The sequence below is a fragment of the Stenotrophomonas maltophilia genome (genome assembly GCF_013464485.1).
GTDB classification, from domain to species: domain Bacteria; phylum Pseudomonadota; class Gammaproteobacteria; order Xanthomonadales; family Xanthomonadaceae; genus Stenotrophomonas; species Stenotrophomonas maltophilia_AW.
Map to the genome: position 1 here is coordinate 87,442 of NZ_RAUX01000016.1, position 17,530 is coordinate 104,971.

Consider the following 17,530-nt stretch of genomic DNA (forward strand, 5'->3'; position numbering starts at 1 on the left):
CGACGGGTGGGCTCCGACCCTTCAATACAGGTCCGTCGGGTCCACATCCAGCGACCAGCGCACCTTGCGTGCCTGAGGCAGTGCATACAGCTGCGGTACCAGCTGCGCGAGAACCCCATGCAGCGGCGGCCGCTGCAGTGCCGACAGCAGCAGCTGCGCGCGCTGGTACCCGGCCCGCCGCGGCATCGGCGCCGGCATCGGCCCGTAGGCCTCAACCACGTTCTGTTCGCCCAGCAGCTGCCGCGCTGCCATCAGGAATGCATTGGCATGCTCCACCTGCTGCGCTTCGGCGCGCATCAGCGCCAGGTGCGCGAACGGGGGAAATCCAGCGGCCTGGCGCTGGTTCAATTCGGCCTGCGCGAACGGGTGGTAGCCACCGCTGACCAACGTTTCCAGCAGCGGATGCCCGGGGTGATGGGTCTGCAGCCAGACCTCGCCGGGATCACGCGCACGGCCCGCACGGCCCGCCACCTGGATCAGCTGCTGCGCCAGCTTCTCGCTGGCGCGGAAGTCGGCCGAGAACAGGCCCTCGTCGATGCCGACCACCACCACCAGGGTCAGCTTGGGCAGGTCGTGGCCTTTGGCCAGGATCTGCGTGCCGACCAGGATGCCGGGCTGGTCACCCAGTTTCGCCAGCTGTTGCTCCAGTGCATCGCGGCGTGACGTGGTGCCGCGATCGATGCGCACCACCGGGAAGTCGGCGAAGGCGGCGGTCAGATGTTCTTCCAAGCGCTCGGTGCCGATGCCCTGCGGTTGCAGCGCCAGGCTCCCGCACGCGGGGCATGCCAGCGGTGCTGGTTGTCGCGCGCCGCAGTGATGGCACTGGAGGCGACGGCCGCCGCCATGCACGGTCATCGGTGCATCGCAGCGGTTGCACGGTGCGGTCCAGCCGCAGTCGTGGCACAGCAGCACCGGTGCGTAGCCACGGCGGTTCTTGAACACCAGCACCTGCTGGCCGCGCTGCAGGTGCTCACCGATACCGGCCAGGACATCGGCAGAGAGGCCGTCATGCAATGGCCGCTTGCGTACATCCAGGATGCGCACGCGCGGTGGCCGCGCATCACCGGCGCGCTGCTTCAAGCGCAGGTGGGTGTAGCGCCCGGCGTAGGCGTTGTGCAGCGTTTCCAGCGAGGGGGTGGCACTGCCGAGCAGCACCGGAATGCCCAGTGCCTTGGCGCGCACCAGGGCAAAGTCGCGCGCGTGGTAGCGGATGCCGTCCTGCTGCTTGTAGCTGCCGTCATGTTCCTCGTCGACGATCAGCAGGCCGGCCTGCGGCAACGGCGTGAACACCGCCGAACGCGTACCGACGATCACCCGTGCCTCGCCGCGTGACGCGGCGGCCCAGACGCGCGCGCGCTCGTTGTCGTTCAATCCCGAGTGCAGCGCATGCACCGCGATGCCGAGGCGGCCGCGGAAGCGCGCGAGGGTCTGCGGGGTGAGGCCGATTTCCGGCACCAGCACCAGCGCCTGCCTGCCCTGCGCCAGGCAGTGGATGATCGCCTGCAGGTAGACCTCGGTCTTGCCGCTGCCGGTCACGCCGTCCAGCAGGAACGGCTGGAAGCCTTGGGCAGCGTTGATCGTGGCCACGGCCTCGGCCTGGTCCGGATTGAGCGTGGGGCCGGGCAGCGGCTGCGCATGTTGCGGAGCGACGCTCAGCGCCACGCGCTCGGCCAGTTCCCGCTTGGCGAGGCTGCGCGCGGCGGTGCGCCAGTCGTCCATGCGTTCGCCCAGCACGTCCTCATCGACGATGGCGTCGGCCAGCAGTTCGGCCAGCTGACGGGGGCGGCTGCCAGCACGCAGTTTTTCGCGCTGGGCGTTGCCTTCGGCGGTCAGCTGCCAGCCCCAGTGGTGGGTATCGGGCAGCGCCTCGCCATGGCGCAGCGGACCGGGCAGGGCGGTGCTCAGCACCTCGCCCAGTGGCGCATGGGTGTAGCGCGCCAGCCACTGCAGGCTCTGCCAGAGCTCGCCCTGCAGCAGCGGTTGCGGGTCGCACCAGGCCAAGGCCTGGCGCAGTCCCTGGCCGTCATCGGTCTGGCTGTGGCCGGCCACCACGCCGACCAGCTCGCGGTTGCCGAACGGCACCTTCAGGCGGCAGCCGACCGCGACGGTGGGGCCATCGCCTTCCGGCAACAGGTAGTCGAACAGGCGCGGCAGCGGGACGGGGAGGGCGACCTGCAGGGTCGGAATGGGTGAAAGCATCGGGCCAGTGTAACGGGCCTTGCGCGCGCGGATGGCAGCGGGCAGGGGCGTCCCGGGAGCCGCCGTTGAATCATAAATGTCACCTAAATATCGGTGTCCATTGGAGATTCAGCCTTATCCACATGTTCTGTGGATAACGTTGTGCGTTACCGGCCGGCGGGCACGCAGGAGGCCGATAGCGACGGCCTCGTGCTCGGGTTGGTCAAAAAATCGCCACATAATAAAAGCATTGAAAATCAATGGCTTGAGTGTGAAACATTGCTGAAACAGAGTGAATTCAGCTGGATGCCGTAGTTTTTCCCGGCGCAGGCGTGGTGCTGTGCACAACCTGCAGCACGAAGTGCCTGTTGGCGCAAGTCCTAGGGGCCTCCGTGGGCTGCCGCTATCATGCCGGAAGACCTTTGGAGTGACCGATGACGGCTGTGCCCGCCCCTGTTTCCTCGACCGCGGCCGGCGCACTGTCGGCGTTCCTGCGTGGCGTCGAACGCCGCGCCCTGGTGGTGGCTGAACTGCAGTGTGGCGATGCCGCACGCGCCGAGCAGACCCTGGTGGCGGTAATGCGCGCCTTTGCCGCCGTCGCCAGCGACCTGCCCATGGCGCAATGGCCGACCCGCTTCTGGACCCTGCTGGGCCAGCGCCAGGCGCTGCGCGAACCGGCGGGCGGGCAGTGGGCTCCGCCGTTGGCCGCACTGGGCGAGATGGAGCCGCTGCCGCGCCTGGCGCTCCTGCTGCGGGTGGGCGGCAGCCTGGACGAGGGCATTGCCATGCGCGTGCTCGACCAGGACGAGTCGGGCTACCAGCACCTGCTGGCCGATGCCTGCCCCCGCGACGCACAGGGCCAGCCCGATGCATCCGCCTGGCGCCAGCTGGCCGAACAGGTGCAGCTGCGTATCCGCGACCTGCCGGCCAAACGCCTGCAGCAGCTTCAGCAGCCAGCCGCGCCGGCCGGCGGCAATGAAGCGCCCACTTCCAGTTGGCGCGCCCCGCAGCGCGATGAACGTGCGGCCACTCCTGGCAAGCGGCGGCGTCCGAATGCCAAGTCACGCTGGCGCGGCCCGCTGATCCTGCTGGTGACCGTGGCCGTGCTGCTGGTTGCCGCGCTGGGCTGGCGCCACTGGCAGGGCCGTTCGTTCGACAGTGATGCACCGTTGCCGGAAGGCGTGGTGGGCGAGGCCGGTCCGGTGACCGTGGAAGCCCTTCCGCCAAGCAAGGTCGACGCCACGCCGGATGCGACCCCAGCCCAGGCCACCGATGACGCCGCCATGCTGGCAGACCGTGATTACCCCTTGGTAGCCGATGCCGATCTGTATGCCTGGACCGCCGCCGGCGGACCACTGCCGATGGATGAATCGCAATCCAAGCCGAGCCGGCCCGAGCCGGCCAGCGCCACGCTGGAAACCGCTGCTGCCGATGAATAAGACCGTGTTCGCCAGCGTGCTGCTGGCCCTGCCGTTGTCGCTTTCGGCCGCGCCGCAGACCTTGAACGTACCGTTACCGCCAGCATCGGCGGGGGGCGAGGCGTACGCTCTGGCTCCTGCCGCTGCGCCGTCGGCATTCACACAGCTGGACGCCCAGCAGCAGCGCCAGCGTCGCGCCGACTACGCGGCCTGGCGCGCCCTGCCGGAGGGCGAGCGCGAGCGGATCCGCCAGGCCGCTGCGCGATTCAATGCGCTGCCGGCCGACCAGCAGCAGCGCCTGCGCCAGCAGTTCCAGGCACAGGACCAGGCATTCCGCGAAGGCTGGCGGCTGGGCCCGCAGCTGGGCCTGGAATTCCCCAAACTGCATGGCCTGTTTGGCTTCGTCCCGCCGGAACAGCGCGAGGCCGCGCTGGCCGTGCTGCGCCAGCTCAGCCCGGCGCAGCTGGCCCAGCTGGCCCTGGTTGCGCAGCGCACTCCGCCGCAGGAGCGCGACACGGTGCGAAGCGCGTTCCTCGCCGTGCCGGCCGCCGAGCGCGACACCTGGCTCAAGCGCCAGGCGGGTCAGTAAACCCGAAGGCGTAGCGTCGGCGGGTAGCGTCGATGGCTAGCGTCGATGGGTAGAGTCGACTGTCAGTCGACTTCCGCGCGCAGCGCGGGGTTTTCGCGGCGTGATGGAAGAGCAGTCGGCCCAAAGCGCAGTCGACCAAAAGCGCAGTCGACTAACAGTCGACTCTACCGCAGCGAGGCCTGCCGGAACCCGGCATTCACGCCATGTCATGGGAATGCGTGCGCTGCACGCGTAAGATGACCGGCCGCAACCCGGTGCCTGTGCCCTTCGCGCGCAACCGTAGTTCGCGTCAAGCACCTTATGTCTACTGCAACCTCCACGCCGCGCTTCAGCAAGGAAGTCGGCGCCACCGGTCTGCTCGCCCTGCCGCTTGTGCTCGGGCATGTGTCCACCGGTCTGATCTCCTTCGTCGACAACGTCATTGCCGGCCACCACGCCACGGCCACCCTTGCCGCGGTCACCATCGGCACGGCGCTGTTGTGGCTGCCGATGCTGATTCCGATCGGCACGCTCATTTCGCTTACCGCGTCGGTGTCGCAGCTGCATGGCGCTGGCCGCGAGCGCGAGATCGGCCCGCTGTTCCGCCAGGCGCTGTGGCTGGCGCTGGGCCTGGGCCTGATCATGTTCACCTTCCTCACGGTGGTGCCGCCGCTGCTCCCGGCCTTCGGCATCGCGCCGGACATCGTGCCGGGGGCGACCGCGTTCCTGCATGCGGTGCGCTGGGGCGGCCCGGCGCTGACCCTGTACTTCTGCATGCGCTACCTCAGTGAGGGCATGCACTGGACGCTGCCGACCATGCTGCTCGGCTTCGGCGGCCTGCTGGTGCTGGCGCCGATGGGCTATGTACTGGCCAACGGCAAGCTCGGTTTCCCGGAAATGGGTGCCGAGGGCCTCGGCATTGCCTCGGCAGTGATGATGTGGCTGCAGGCCATCGCTTTCGCCACCTACCTGTGGTTCACCAAGCGTTTCGCCCACCTGCAGCTGTTCTCGCACTTCGAGGGGCCGCGCTGGAAGGCGATCTGGGAGCTGCTGCGTACCGGCCTGCCGATCGGCATCACCGTGCTGATGGAGGGCGGCCTGTTCATCGTCACTGCGCTGCTGATCGGCCGCCTCGGTGCCAATGAAGCGGCCGCGCACCAGATCGCGATCAACGTCGCGCAGCTGTGCTTCATGATCCCGATGGGTGTGGCCGAGGCCACCACCGTGCGTGTCGGCCATGCGGTCGGCCGTGGCGATGGCTTCGGTGTACGGCGTGCGGCCTGGGCTGGCTACGCGATCATCATGGGTACGCAGACGTTGTCGGCGGCGGTGCTGCTGTTCGGCCACGATGCCATCGTCGGTGTCTACACCAACGACCTGGCCGTGGCCGGCCTGGCCTCGACGCTGCTGCTGTATGCGGCCACCTTCCAGTTCCCGGATGGCATCCAGGTACTGTCGGCCGGTGCGCTGCGAGGCCTGAAGGACACCCGGGTACCGATGTTCATCGCCATGTTCGCTTACTGGGGCCTGGGCATGCCGCTTGGCGCCGGGCTCGGCCTGGGTATGGGCATGGGCCCGCAGGGCATGTGGATCGGCCTGATCGTCGGCTTGACCGCTGCGGCGATCCTGATGGGCTGGCGCCTGCGCCGCAGCAGCCAGCGCATCGGGCAATCCGCGCTGCCCTGATCTTCCCGCCCGCCACGCTCACCCGTGACGGGCGATCCCCTGACTTGTGTCCGATGCCGCATCACGCGGCACCGGCTATGCTGGTATCACGGCAAAAAGCCATCCGGAGCGCTCCATGAATCAACCCGTGCCCCCGCTGCCCCCGGCGCGTCGCAACCCCGTCGCCAGTTTCTTCATCGGGCTGTGGGACGTGATGAATTTCACCCGCCGGTTGATCCTCAACCTGGTGTTCTTCGGCCTGCTGTTCCTGCTGCTGGTGATGTTCGTCATCGCCGCCGGCATGGGCGCCGGTGCCAGCAAATCGCTGCAGGACCGCACCACCCTGGTGATCGCGCCGGAAGGCCGCCTGGTCGAGCAGTTCAGCGCTGATCCGGTCAGCCGTGCGCTGGCCAAGGCGGTGGGCGACAACGGCGCCGAAGAGATCCAGCTGCGCGACCTGCTGCGGGTGATCGAGTCGGCCAAGGAAGACAAGAAGATCGAGCGCGTGGTGCTGGAGCTGGACAAGCTGCAGCCGTCGGGCTTCGCCTCGCTGCGTGAAGTGGCCGCGGCGCTGCAGGACCTTCGTGCGTCCGGCAAGCAGCTGGTGGCCTACAGCGAGAGCATGGGCCAGTCGCAGTACCTGCTGGCCGCACAGGCCGACGAGGTCTACCTGGATCCGATGGGCTCGGTGGTGCTCGAGGGCCTGGGCCGCTACCGCCAGTACTTCCGCACCGGCCTGCAGGAAAAGCTGGGCGTGGACGTGCACCTGTTCAAGGTGGGCGAATACAAGTCTGCCGCAGAACCGTACGTGCTCGACGCCGCCTCGCCGGCCTCCAAGGAAGCCGACCTGTTCTGGATGAACGACGTGTGGCAGCGCTACCTGGCCGACATCGCCAAGGCCCGCCGCCTGGATCCGGCGCAGCTGGCCGCCGGCATCGACACGCTGCCGGAAGGCGTCGCCGCTGCCGGTGGCGACCTGGCCAAGTTCGCCCTGCAGCAGAAGCTGGTGACTGCACTGAAGACCCGCGAGGAATTCGAGGATCTGATGATCGAGCGCGGCGTGGCCGATGACGATGCCGACGGCGGTTTCCGCAACGTCGACTTCGGCACCTACCTGGGCCAGCTCGACGCGCGGCGCAACCCGGTCGACAACCGTCCGCAGGTAGCAGTGGTGGTGGCCGCCGGCGAGATCAGTGGCGGCGACCTGCCGGCCGGGCGCATCGGTGGCGAGTCGACCTCGGCGCTGCTGCGCGCCGCGCGCGACGACGAGAACGTGAAGGCCGTGGTGCTGCGCGTCGATTCGCCGGGTGGCGAAGTGTTCGCCTCCGAGCAGATCCGCCGCGAAGTGGTGGCCCTGCAGGCCGCCGGCAAGCCGGTGGTGGTGTCGATGGGTGATCTGGCCGCCTCCGGTGGCTACTGGATCAGCATGAACGCGGACCGCATCTATGCCGATCCGTCGACCATCACCGGTTCGATCGGCATCTTCGGCATGGTTCCGAACTTCAGCCGCGCACTGGACAAGATCGGCGTGCACACTGATGGTGTCGGTACAACGCGCTTCGCCGGTGCATTCGATGTCACCCGCCCGATGGATCCGGCCGTGGGCCAGGTCATCCAGACGGTGATCAACAAGGGCTATGCCGACTTCACCGGTCGCGTTGCCGACGCCCGCAAGAAGCCGGTCGAAGCCGTCGATGAGGTGGCCCGTGGCCGCGTGTGGAGCGGTGCGCAGGCCAAGGAACGTGGTCTGGTCGATGCCTTCGGTGGCTTGAAGGATGCGGTGGCCGACGCCGCCAGCCGTGCCAAGCTGGGCAAGGCCGATGCTTACCGCGTGCGCTACATCGAGAAGGCGGCGACGCCGTTCGCGCAGTTCGTCAGCGGTTTCGCCGGCAGCCATGCCGGTGCCTGGATGCTGTCCGACTCGGGCATGGCGCGGATGATGCTGGCACGCACGATGCCGGAAGTGGATACGCAGCTGCGCTTCGTCGAGAACGCGGCCCGCGAGAAAGGCAACGGCGCGCCGGTGAAGGCGCTGGCGTACTGCTTCTGCGGGTTCTGATCGGAAGCCATCCACGCGTGGCGTGGATCAACTGGACACGCCCGGCCCCGGCCGGGCGTGTCCGTTTACGGGGCTACCGCGTGGCGTCAGCCTCGGCCTTGCGCTCGCGCGCTGCAGCATCGTCCACGGTCTTCTGCACACCCTTGGCGCGGTCCAGCGGCTCATGCGTCGCACGCGCCATTGCCTGCGGAGCCGGTGGCTTTTCCGGGTTCGGCGTCGGCGGTCGCTGGCAGGCCGCCAGCAGCATGCCGGTCAGCAGGGACGTGGGCAGGATCAGGATGCGCATGGCGGCACTCCGTGATGGGCGTGCGGGTAGTGTCGCATCCCCGGCAGGCAGCCGCTGTGAGCGCGTATCCTTGCCGCATCGAAACACAGCGGGCGCGGCCCCGGAGGATACATGACCCAGCAACGGTGGCGCCTGGACGGCCAGACCGCCCTGATCACCGGTGCCAGCGCCGGCATCGGCCTGGCCATCGCGCATGAACTGGCTGGCCTTGGCGCCGACCTGATGATCGTCGGGCGCGATATCGACATGCTGGAGACCGCGCGCGACGAGCTGCTGGACGTGCATCCTCAGATGCAGGTGCATGCGCTGGCCGCCGATGTCTCCGATGACGAAGACCGCCGGCAGATTCTCGACTGGGTGGAAGACCACAGCGATGGCCTGCACATCCTGGTCAACAACGCCGGCGGCAACATCACCCGGCCCGCGACCGAGTACTCCGAGGACGAATGGCGCAACATCTTCGAGACCAACCTGTTCTCGGCGTTCGAACTGTCGCGCTATGCGCATCCACTGCTGGCACGTCACGCGTCCTCGTCCATCGTCAACGTCGGCAGCGTGTCCGGCTTGACCCACGTGCGCAGTGGCGTGGTCTACGGCATGACCAAGGCCGCGATGCACCAGATGACCCGCAATCTGGCCGTGGAGTGGGCCGAGGATGGAATCCGGGTCAATGCCGTGGCGCCGTGGTACATCCGCACGCGGCGGACCTCCGGTCCGTTGTCTGACCCGGATTACTACGAGGAAGTGATCAACCGCACGCCGATGCGCCGCATTGGCGAGCCGGAGGAAGTGGCCGCCGCGGTGGGCTTCCTGTGCCTGCCGGCAGCTAGCTATGTCACCGGAGAGTGCATCGCGGTGGATGGCGGGTTCCTGCGCTACGGGTTCTGATCGCTCTGCTGTAGAGCCGAGCCCATGCTCGGCTGCACTCCGCCGACGGCAGCCGAGCATGGCTCGGCTCTACAACAGATCCACCCCTTGGCTGGTGCGGCCATGCCGCCGCTGTCATCCCGGCACCGGGCAGTTGCTGGCCTCCAGCACCCCCTGCAGCCGCTCGCGCTCGCCTTGGGCATGTTCGCGGTTCTCCGGGGCGGCGAAGCGCTCGCGGCCGCGTGCGTCGCGAAAGCGCTGCTGCCAGCTGCCACAGCGCTGCGCTTCGGGAAGCTCCTCGCAGCGGTCACGCACCACTTCGCAGCTGGCTGCATTTACCGGCGTGACGCCGCCCAGGCCCTGCACCGTCATCAGTTCGCAGCGGTCCGGCGCGGCCTCATACTCGTGCAGGTAGCCGCCCCCCTGGTTGTCGGTGCACTGGAAGATCGGGGGAAGGGGAGGCTTCGGTGGTCCGTCGCTGGCGGCATGGGTATCGGCATCGCGGCGCAGTGCGGCGCTGTCGAGGATCTGGTTGCCCCCCTCGGCTTCAACCATGCCGGCTTCCATGATGGTGCGCCCTTCGTCCGCACGCCGTGGCGCTGTCGTGGTGGCAGGCGGCGTGACGGGTCCGGTTGGCCCGGACACCACTGCGGGAACGGGATCCTGCACCGGAGATGGTTCGACCCCGGCCGGCTGGCTGCTGTCCAGCGCGGGTACGCGCAGCACCTGCTGCTTGCTGCCGGTGGGACAGGGCGTGCGTTGCAGGGTGGGGACATCGCTGCTGCCGTTGGTGCAGCGGTAGATCACGCCTTCCTCGGCCATTGCAGTGCCGGGCAGCAACACCAAGGCCAGCCAGATCAGTCTTCTCATGCGCACAGCGTACAGGCTGCGCTCAGCGCTCGCAGTCTCGTGACAGGCGCGCGTCGATGCCGCGCTGTTCCCTGCTGATGGCCGTGCGTTCGCTTTGCAGCGCGCTGTTGTAGCGGCGGTCAAGTTCCCAGCGACGATCGCGCAGGCGTGCGCAGACCTCCTGCGGTGGCAGTGCATGGCAGCTGTCACGGACCAGCACGCTGCCGGCCGGGACCTGCACGCCCATGCCTATCGGAGGCGGGCGATGGCCCGCCCCTTCGCCGATCGGCGTACCAATGGCCGGCCGCGGTCCCGGATAGGCAGGGCCGTGATGCCCACGTGGCAGCCAGACGCTGGTCCACAACGGTACCCAGCGTGGATTACCTTCGTTGTTGTCGCTGGTATAACGGCGGCCGTCTTCGCTCACGCATTCGTACATCGGCTGCGGCGGCTGGATGTAGACGTGGCGCACTTCGCGCTCGCGGATGACCGGCGCTTCGCTGGGCAGCGATGGTGGGGCGCCGCTGCGCACCACCTGCGGAGCGGAATCACGCGGGCGTTGCAGGTCGCGTATTTCTTGGCGACCACTGTTGCACGGCTTGTCCTGCAGGGCGATGGCACCATTGCTGGCAACGCACCGGTAGACCCGAACGTCTTCGGCGGCTGGCGCCGTCCACGGCAGCAGCAGGCTCAGGCTCAGGGCGGCGCGCAGCAGGGTCATGGCGGCAGAGTGCGTGATTGTCCGGGGCAGCGCAATCGCAGGCTCAGGAGCGCAGTACGTTGCCGCTGAGCGCGTCGCGGATGGGCGTGGGTTGGGCCAGGCCACCGGTCTGCCCATCGAGGATGCCGTCGAGCAGGCGCAGCAGACGCGGATCCAGTTCCTCGCGGTGGCGTGCCGGGGGCTCACCGGCCAGGTTGGCGCTGGTGGAGACCAGCGGGCCGCCCCAGGCGCGGCAGAGTTCGGCCACCAGCGGGTGTGCGCTTATGCGCACCGCGATACCACTGTGTTCACCAGTGACCCAAGGCTGCGCACGCGGGCCGGCGGGCAGGATCCATGTATTGGCGCCGGGCCAGCTGGCCAGCACCGCACGCTGGCGTGCGTCCGGCAGGGCCTGCAGGCGCACCCAGCCTTCCAGCTGCGGCAGCTCGGCGGCGACCAGGATCATGCCCTTCTCGATCGGGCGCTGCTTCAGCCGCAGCACCATGTGCACGGCGGCTTCGTGCGAAGGATCGCAGCCCAGGCCCCAGACCGCTTCGGTCGGGTAGGCAATCACGCCGCCCGCGCGGAGCGTGGCGACAGCGGAATCCAGGGTGAGTTCTTTCATGGCGGCGACCGGCCCGGCGTGGAGCTTCATTATCCCCCCGCCGCGTGCAGATGGGGTGGAACCTGCAACCCGGGTGGGTGCGGACCGTTGGTCCGCACGCCTTGACCTTCATCCACGCATGGCGTGGATCTACTTCTTTGCTGCGGCCTTCCTGGCCGGCGCCTTCTTCGCGACGGCCTTCTTTACCGCTTTCTTCACCGCCTTCTTGGCCGGTGCCTTTTTCGCGGCAGCCTTCTTCGGTGCGGCTTCCTTCTTCACCGCCGCCTTCTTGGCCGGGGCTTTCTTCGCCGCCGCCTTCTTGGCGCCGAAGCCCTTGCGCACCGGCTTGCCGGTTTCTTCCATCAGCTGCTGCACTTCGGCCAGGGTCAGCGATGCCGGCTCGCGATCCTTGGGGATCTTGCCGTTCATCTTGCCGTCGCTGATGTACGGGCCGAAGCGGCCGTTCAGCACCTGGATGTCGCTGCCCTCGAATTCCTTGATGATCCGGTTGCGCGCGATCTCTTCCTTCTCTTCCACCAGGAACACGGCGCGGGCCAGGTCGATGGTGTACGGGTCGTCTTCCTTCTTCAGCGAGGCATAGGTGCTGCCACGCTTGGCGAACGGCCCGAAGCGGCCGATGCCGACGCTGACCGGTTCGCCCTTGTCCTCACCCAGCGCGCGCGGCATCAGGAACAGCTCCAGCGCGTCTTCCAGGGAGATGGTGTGCATCGACTGGCCGGGGCGCAGCGAGGCGAACTTGGGCTTCTCCTCGGCGTCCTCGGCGGTGCTGCCGATGGCTGCGTACGGCCCGAAACGGCCCAGGCGCACGCTCACCGGCTTGCCGGTCTTGGGGTCGGTGCCGAGCTCGCGCGCACCACTGGCCTCGGCGCGGTCAACCGATTCCTTCTTGTCTTCCACCAGTTCCTTGAACGGCTCCCAGAAGCGGGCCATCAGCGGAATCCACTCTTCCTCGCCGCGCGAGACGGCGTCGAGCTCGTCCTCAAGCTTGGCGGTGAAGTCGTAGTCCACGTACTGGGTGAAGTGGCTGGACAGGAACTTGGACACGGCACGGCCGACGTCCGACGGGCGGAAGCTGCGGCCTTCCATTTCCACGTACTTGCGGAACAGCAGGGTCTGGATGATCGAGGCGTAGGTCGAGGGACGGCCGATGCCGTACTCTTCCAGCGCCTTCACCAGCGCCGCTTCGGTGTAGCGCGGCGGCGGCTGGGTGAAGTGCTGTTCGGCCAGGATGCGTTCCAGCGGGATGCGGTCGCCGGGCTTCATCGCCGGCAGCTTGCGGCCTTCGTCCTCGTCCTCGGCGCTCCTGTTGTCCTTGCCTTCCTCGTACACGGCCAGGAAGCCGGGCACCACCACCGTGGTGCCGCTGGCGCGGAACACGTGCTCGCTGCCGGCGGACAGGTCCACGCTGACGGTGTTGAGCGTGGCCGGTATCATCTGGCAGGCCACCGCACGCTTCCAGATCAGCTCGTACAGCTTGCGCTCGTCGTCGGTCAGGAAGCGCGACACCTGGGCCGGCGTGCGCAGGGCCGAGGTCGGGCGCACCGCTTCGTGCGCTTCCTGGGCGTTCTTCGACTTGGTCTGGTAGGTGTTGGGCTGGTCAGGCAGCGAGGCGATGCCGTAATCACGGGCGATCACGTCGCGGATCTCGGCCAGCGCATCCTGCGACAGGTTCACCGAGTCGGTACGCATGTAGGAAATCAGGCCGACGGTGCCTTCGTCGCCGATGGCCACGCCTTCATACAGCTTCTGCGCCACCTGCATGGTCTTGCGGGTGGTGAAGCCGAGCTTGCGCGAGGCTTCCTGCTGCAGGGTGGAGGTGGTGAACGGCGGGGCCGGGCGGCGCTTGCGCTCCTTGCTGGCCACGTCGGTCACGTGCAGCGAACCCTGTGCGGCCTGCTGGATGCGCAGGCGCGCGGCCTCGGCGGTGTCGCCGTCGGTCACGGTGAACTGTTCGAACTTCTGCCCGTCCAGCTTGATCAGCTTGGCGTTGAAGTGCTGCGACGGGTGCGCGCACTCGGCGCCGATGGACCAGTATTCGCGGGCGATGAAGGCTTCGATCTCTTCCTCGCGCTCGACGATCATGCGCAGCGCAGGGCTCTGCACGCGGCCGGCGGACAGGCCGCGCTGCACCTTGCGCCACAGCACCGGCGACAGGTTGAAACCGACCAGGTAGTCCAGCGCGCGGCGCGCCTGCTGGGCATCGACCAGATCGCTGGCGATCGCGCGTGGCTGGCTGATCGCCTCCTTGATGGCGCGCGGGGTGATCTCGGTGAAGACCACGCGCTGCATCGGCTTGTCCTTGACCAGCCCACGTTCCTTCAGGATTTCGGCAATGTGCCAGCTGATCGCTTCACCCTCGCGATCCGGGTCGGTTGCCAGCAGGATGTCGTCGGCGCCCTTGGCGGCCTTGGCGATCGCATCGACGTGCTTCTCGTTCTTGTCGATGACGTCGTAGTGCATGGCAAACCCGTTGTCCGGGTCGACCGCGCCTTCCTTCGGAATCAGGTCGCGCACATGCCCATACGAGGCCAGGACGGTGTAGTCCTTTCCGAGGTATTTGTTGATCGTCTTGGCCTTGGCCGGCGATTCGACGATGAGCAGGTGCTTGGGCATGGCAGCAGGGTCTGTGGGGCGAACCGTGGGGAAGGGGCCGCTAGGGTGGAGCAAACGGCCGCATTAGTGAAGCGGCCAAGCGCAAATCCATAAACTGAACGCCCGGTAATGTGCCGGGCGTTCAGCTTTCACATTGGTAGAGGAATCACGCCCGGACAGCCCATGTCAAGCAGCCAGACGTGAGGATGGCCGTTCATGAGGCCATCTTGGCGATGAAGCCGACCGCGAACACCAGCAGGGCCAGGCCCGCCAGCGACAGCAGGCCGGTCAGCACGAGCACCAGCACGGTGACGGTGCCCAGCTCACGGCGCTGCAGCTGCGGCTGGTCGGTGAACGCCCAGCGGTCGACCACCAGCGTGTCGCTGATCATGTCGTGCAGGCCCTGCTTGCGCTCGGTGAAGGCCGCCATCAGGAAGCCGATGCCGAAGATGATGCTGCTCAGCATCGCGCCCCAGTAGCGACCGAATGCGCGGGCCTTGGTCAGGCGCTCGCCATTGCTGCGCACCACCTTGATGCCGACCGCCATCTTGCCCAGGGTGGCGCCGCCCTGCGAGGCATGGAACCAAGTGTAGTAGGCCATGCTGATGCTGAGGTTGATCAGCCCGCTGGTCAGCTGGGCGAGCACCTCGATGGCGGATTCACCGCTGCCGGCCGCACCCATGCTGGCCCCAAGCGCCACGGCCAGGACGGCGCCGATGAGGGTGCTGGGGATGAGCAGCACGAAGTAGTCGATCACATAGGCCGCTACACGCTTCCAGAACCCCGCGTAGACCACTTCGCCGCCTACCACCGGCTGCGCGTGGCCGCCGCCACCGAGTGCCGCTGGGGCGCTGTACGGCGAACTGCTGAGGGCGCCGGTGCCGGGCAGCGGCGCGGTGCCGTTGTCGATGGCGGCATAGTCGCCGCGCAGGTCGAAACCGCTGCTGCCAGTGGCCGTGCTGGCGGCGGCCAGTGTCTGCAGGCCGAGCTCGTCAACCACCTGGCGCAGTGCGGCCCACTGCGCCATGCCTTCGCGCCAGACCAGGGTGTCCAGGTTCAGTTGCCCGCGCTGGAAGCGCTGGCGGATCTCCTGGACCGGCAGCGGCCCCTGGCGTTGCTGTCCTTCGGCGTAGTACCACTCAGTCATCGTATGTTCCCTGTTGAATCATCCTTGGAGGTGCTGGCGTGCGCGCGGCTCAGCCGCGGCATGACGGCGGCAGGTACTTGTCATTGCTTTCGCCGCTGCATTCCCAGCGGCCGCTGTCGCGATCGTATTCCAGCCACAGCAGGTCGCCGTCCACGCTCTTGCCGGGCAGCGCCAGGGTGGCTTCGATGCCACAGTGGCCATTGTTGAAACGACCAATGTTCACCGCCGACAGTCCGGCCTGGGTGAAGTCACCCGGGGCCGGGAAGCCGGGGTCGTTGGCACCCGGGCAGCGGCCTTGGTCATCGGCGAAGTGCTCCACCTGGTCCTGCAACGGGTGCAGGGCATCGGCCGCAGCGGCGATCTTGGCGCGCACGGTGTAATCGTTGTAGGCCGGCAGCGCGATCGCCGCAAGAATGGCCATGATCGGCACCAGCACCAGCAGCAATCCGCCACCGATGATCGCGGTGAGGGCGCAGCCGGAAAGCTTCTTCTTCTGTGGCGGCAGGACGCCGGCAGTGGCGGCATAGGGCGTGGACGGTGGCAGAACCGGCGGCTGCGGCGGCGCCGCAGGTTCCGGTTCGGGCTGCACGGCCTGTGCTGTGGCGTCCAGCCCTGGCACGATCAAGCCGAGCTCGTCGACGACGGTGCGCAACGCCTGCCATTGCGGCAGGCCGTCGCGCCAGACCAGGGTGTCCAGGGAGATCTGGTTGTTGCGGAACAACTCCACCAACTGTTCCGCCGGCAGCGGACCCTGCTGCCGGTTGCCTTCTGCATGGAACCACTCGCTCACGGGGACGCTCCTGAATGCGCTATGCCCCCAAGTGTACGGTCAGTGCAGGGGTTCTGGCTCGTCCATGAACATCTGCGTCTCCATCCAGGCGTACGCCGCCTCGGAGCCGGGCTGGTTGAACAGCACCATCAGCACGACCCACTTCAGGTCGTCCAGGTCCAGTTCGTCCTGGTCCAGGGCCATCGCCCGGTCCAGCACCAGCTCGCGCTGGTCGGCGTCCAGGATGCCATGCTGTTCCAGATACAGCAGGAAACCGCGGCATTCCACGTCCAGCTTGTCCAGCTCGGGGCCGTGGTAGACGCGCACGGGGCCATCGACCCGCGCCTGGGCCACGCTCGGCCGCTGCGCGGCCAGGGCATCGAGCCAGTCGAATGCCTTGTTGATCTCGGTTGGGCTGAAACCGGCCTGGATCAGGCCGTTCTGGAGCGAATCGCGGTCACGGATCAGGTCCGCATCTTCGCTGAAATAGTGTTCAAACAGGTATAGCAGTACGTCCAGGATGCTCTCTTTCATTGCCCCTCGGCCTGCGTCGCGCGACGCTGTGGAGGTGAAGAAACTAGGGAGTTCGACAGTAGCGGCCGTGTACGCACACCACGATTCCCGCCAGTTCCATGGCCAGCAGCATGGAGGACACCTGGGGCGCCGTCAATCCACAGCGCATGATCAGTGAATCCATACCGCTTGGGTTGTGGTCCAGGGCCCGCCACAAGCACTGGTAGTCAGGGTCGTCGGCCCAGCGCGCCGGCAGGAGTACCGGCGGTGCCTGTTCAGTGGGGGTGGCGAGCCGTGATTGCAAGCCCGGCAGCTGCTGGCGCAGGGCGGGAACCAGCAGCTCCAGCACTTCTTCCGGGCGCTCGACCAGCGCGGCGCCCTCGCGGATCAGCCGATGACAGCCCGCCGCGCGTGGATTGAGCACCGAGCCGGGCAGGGCGCAGACCTCACGACCGGCTTCGGCTGCCAGGCGTGCGGTGATCAGCGCGCCGGAGCGCTGGGCGGCCTCGACCACCACCGTCGCCAGCGCAAGCCCAGCCACCAGCCGGTTGCGCGCCGGGAAGTGGCCCGGGCGTGCTGCCGTGCCGGGCAGATACTCGCTGATCAGCGCACCGTCGATGGCGATCCGGGCCTGCAGCCGGGCATGATTGTCCGGATAGGCCCGGTCTGGACCGGTTCCGATCACCGCCAGGGTGCAGCCCCCCGCGTCCAGCGTGGCCTGATGGGCAGCGGCATCGATACCGGCGGCCAGCCCGCTGGTCACCGCCAGCCCTGCCTCGACGAAGCAGCCTGCAAACCGGGCTGCGAGCGCGCGCCCGCCCGGCGTGGGCGAACGGCTGCCGACCAGGGCAACAGATGGGCGCCAGGCCAGGCTGGGGTCGCCGGCAATGAACAGCGCCAGTGGCGGGTTCGGGACGTCCAGCAGAGGCGGGGGAAACGCCGGATCGGTGAAGGCCAGCACGTGGTGGTTGTCGTCTTCCAGCCAGCGCCGTGCCACGGCCCAGGCCCGGGCATCCGGGCGTTCCAGCGCGGCGCACTGCTCTGGCGTGCAACCGTGTCCACGCCATCCGGCGACGCCCCGTGCGATGGCCGCCGTGGCGTCCTCGGCCCCCTGCAGCAGTGCCCGCCGTGGCGCCAATGCGCCGCCCGCCATCACCAGGCGCAGCAGCGCCTCATCCATCGGTCTGGTCATTGCCCCACTATCGGCCGGATACAACGAAGGCGCCCTAGGGCGCCTTCGCATGTAACCGTCAGGGTTTGCCGGAGACCGCCCCTGTAGAGTCGACTGTCAGTC

At 67.9% G+C, this 17,530-nt stretch carries 15 protein-coding genes; 5 read left to right on the forward strand and 10 right to left on the reverse strand.

What is annotated here, in order from left to right:
• Positions 1-21: 21 nt before the first annotated feature.
• On the reverse strand, positions 22-2,199 hold the full coding sequence (locus D7Y61_RS07970) for a primosomal protein N' (protein ID WP_180865820.1): 2,178 nt from the start codon (positions 2,197-2,199) through the stop codon (positions 22-24).
• Between the two features lie 413 nt (positions 2,200-2,612).
• Here D7Y61_RS07970 and D7Y61_RS07975 point away from each other — a divergent pair, with 413 nt between their 5' ends.
• The 4 genes from D7Y61_RS07975 to sppA all read left to right on the forward strand — a co-directional run bounded on the left by D7Y61_RS07975 (position 2,613) and on the right by sppA (position 7,888).
• Complete coding sequence (locus tag D7Y61_RS07975; RefSeq protein WP_180865821.1) at positions 2,613-3,617, forward strand: hypothetical protein; 1,005 nt, start codon at positions 2,613-2,615, stop codon at positions 3,615-3,617.
• On the forward strand, positions 3,610-4,185 hold the full coding sequence (locus D7Y61_RS07980; protein WP_180865822.1) for a DUF3106 domain-containing protein: 576 nt from the start codon (positions 3,610-3,612) through the stop codon (positions 4,183-4,185). The genes D7Y61_RS07975 and D7Y61_RS07980 overlap by 8 nt, the downstream gene beginning before the upstream one ends.
• 300 nt (positions 4,186-4,485) lie before the next feature.
• Positions 4,486-5,850 carry an MATE family efflux transporter gene (locus D7Y61_RS07985; protein WP_180865823.1) on the forward strand — a complete coding sequence of 455 codons (1,365 nt, stop codon included), beginning with the start codon at positions 4,486-4,488 and terminating at the stop codon, positions 5,848-5,850.
• A gap of 115 nt (positions 5,851-5,965) precedes the next feature.
• Complete coding sequence (gene sppA, locus D7Y61_RS07990) at positions 5,966-7,888, forward strand: signal peptide peptidase SppA (RefSeq protein ID WP_180865824.1); 1,923 nt, start codon at positions 5,966-5,968, stop codon at positions 7,886-7,888.
• 73 nt (positions 7,889-7,961) lie between these two features.
• Here the strand turns inward: sppA and D7Y61_RS07995 are convergent, their stop codons facing one another.
• The gene (locus D7Y61_RS07995) at positions 7,962-8,174 is read right to left on the reverse strand and encodes a hypothetical protein (RefSeq protein WP_180865825.1); all 213 of its coding nucleotides are present in this window, start codon (positions 8,172-8,174) and stop codon (positions 7,962-7,964) included.
• Between the two features lie 111 nt (positions 8,175-8,285).
• Here D7Y61_RS07995 and D7Y61_RS08000 point away from each other — a divergent pair, with 111 nt between their 5' ends.
• Complete coding sequence (locus tag D7Y61_RS08000) at positions 8,286-9,062, forward strand: SDR family oxidoreductase (RefSeq protein ID WP_180865826.1); 777 nt, start codon at positions 8,286-8,288, stop codon at positions 9,060-9,062.
• Between the two features lie 114 nt (positions 9,063-9,176).
• On the opposite strand, the gene D7Y61_RS08005 is transcribed toward D7Y61_RS08000, so the two are convergent.
• The 8 genes from D7Y61_RS08005 to dprA all read right to left on the reverse strand — a co-directional run bounded on the left by D7Y61_RS08005 (position 9,177) and on the right by dprA (position 17,428).
• A complete protein-coding gene (locus tag D7Y61_RS08005) occupies positions 9,177-9,911 on the reverse strand; it encodes a hypothetical protein (RefSeq protein ID WP_180865827.1) in 735 nt (244 codons plus the stop codon).
• Between the two features lie 22 nt (positions 9,912-9,933).
• Positions 9,934-10,611 (reverse strand): DUF4124 domain-containing protein, encoded by a 678-nt coding sequence (locus tag D7Y61_RS08010; RefSeq protein ID WP_180865828.1) that lies wholly within the window; start codon positions 10,609-10,611, stop codon positions 9,934-9,936.
• Between the two features lie 43 nt (positions 10,612-10,654).
• The gene (locus D7Y61_RS08015; protein WP_180865829.1) at positions 10,655-11,245 is read right to left on the reverse strand and encodes a Sua5/YciO/YrdC/YwlC family protein; all 591 of its coding nucleotides are present in this window, start codon (positions 11,243-11,245) and stop codon (positions 10,655-10,657) included.
• Positions 11,246-11,344: 99 nt separating this feature from the next.
• On the reverse strand, positions 11,345-13,828 hold the full coding sequence (locus D7Y61_RS08020) for a DNA topoisomerase I (protein ID WP_180865830.1): 2,484 nt from the start codon (positions 13,826-13,828) through the stop codon (positions 11,345-11,347).
• Between the two features lie 193 nt (positions 13,829-14,021).
• Positions 14,022-14,954 (reverse strand): RDD family protein, encoded by a 933-nt coding sequence (locus D7Y61_RS08025; protein WP_180865831.1) that lies wholly within the window; start codon positions 14,952-14,954, stop codon positions 14,022-14,024.
• A gap of 49 nt (positions 14,955-15,003) precedes the next feature.
• Entirely contained in the window at positions 15,004-15,744 is a 741-nt protein-coding gene (locus D7Y61_RS08030; protein WP_180865832.1) for a GYF domain-containing protein, read from the reverse strand.
• A 39-nt stretch (positions 15,745-15,783) separates the two neighbouring features.
• The gene (locus D7Y61_RS08035; protein ID WP_005411195.1) at positions 15,784-16,257 is read right to left on the reverse strand and encodes a DUF494 family protein; all 474 of its coding nucleotides are present in this window, start codon (positions 16,255-16,257) and stop codon (positions 15,784-15,786) included.
• Positions 16,258-16,300: 43 nt separating this feature from the next.
• Positions 16,301-17,428, reverse strand: a complete 1,128-nt coding sequence (gene dprA / locus D7Y61_RS08040; protein ID WP_180865833.1) for a DNA-processing protein DprA — start codon at positions 17,426-17,428, stop codon at positions 16,301-16,303.
• Positions 17,429-17,530 lie beyond the last annotated feature (102 nt).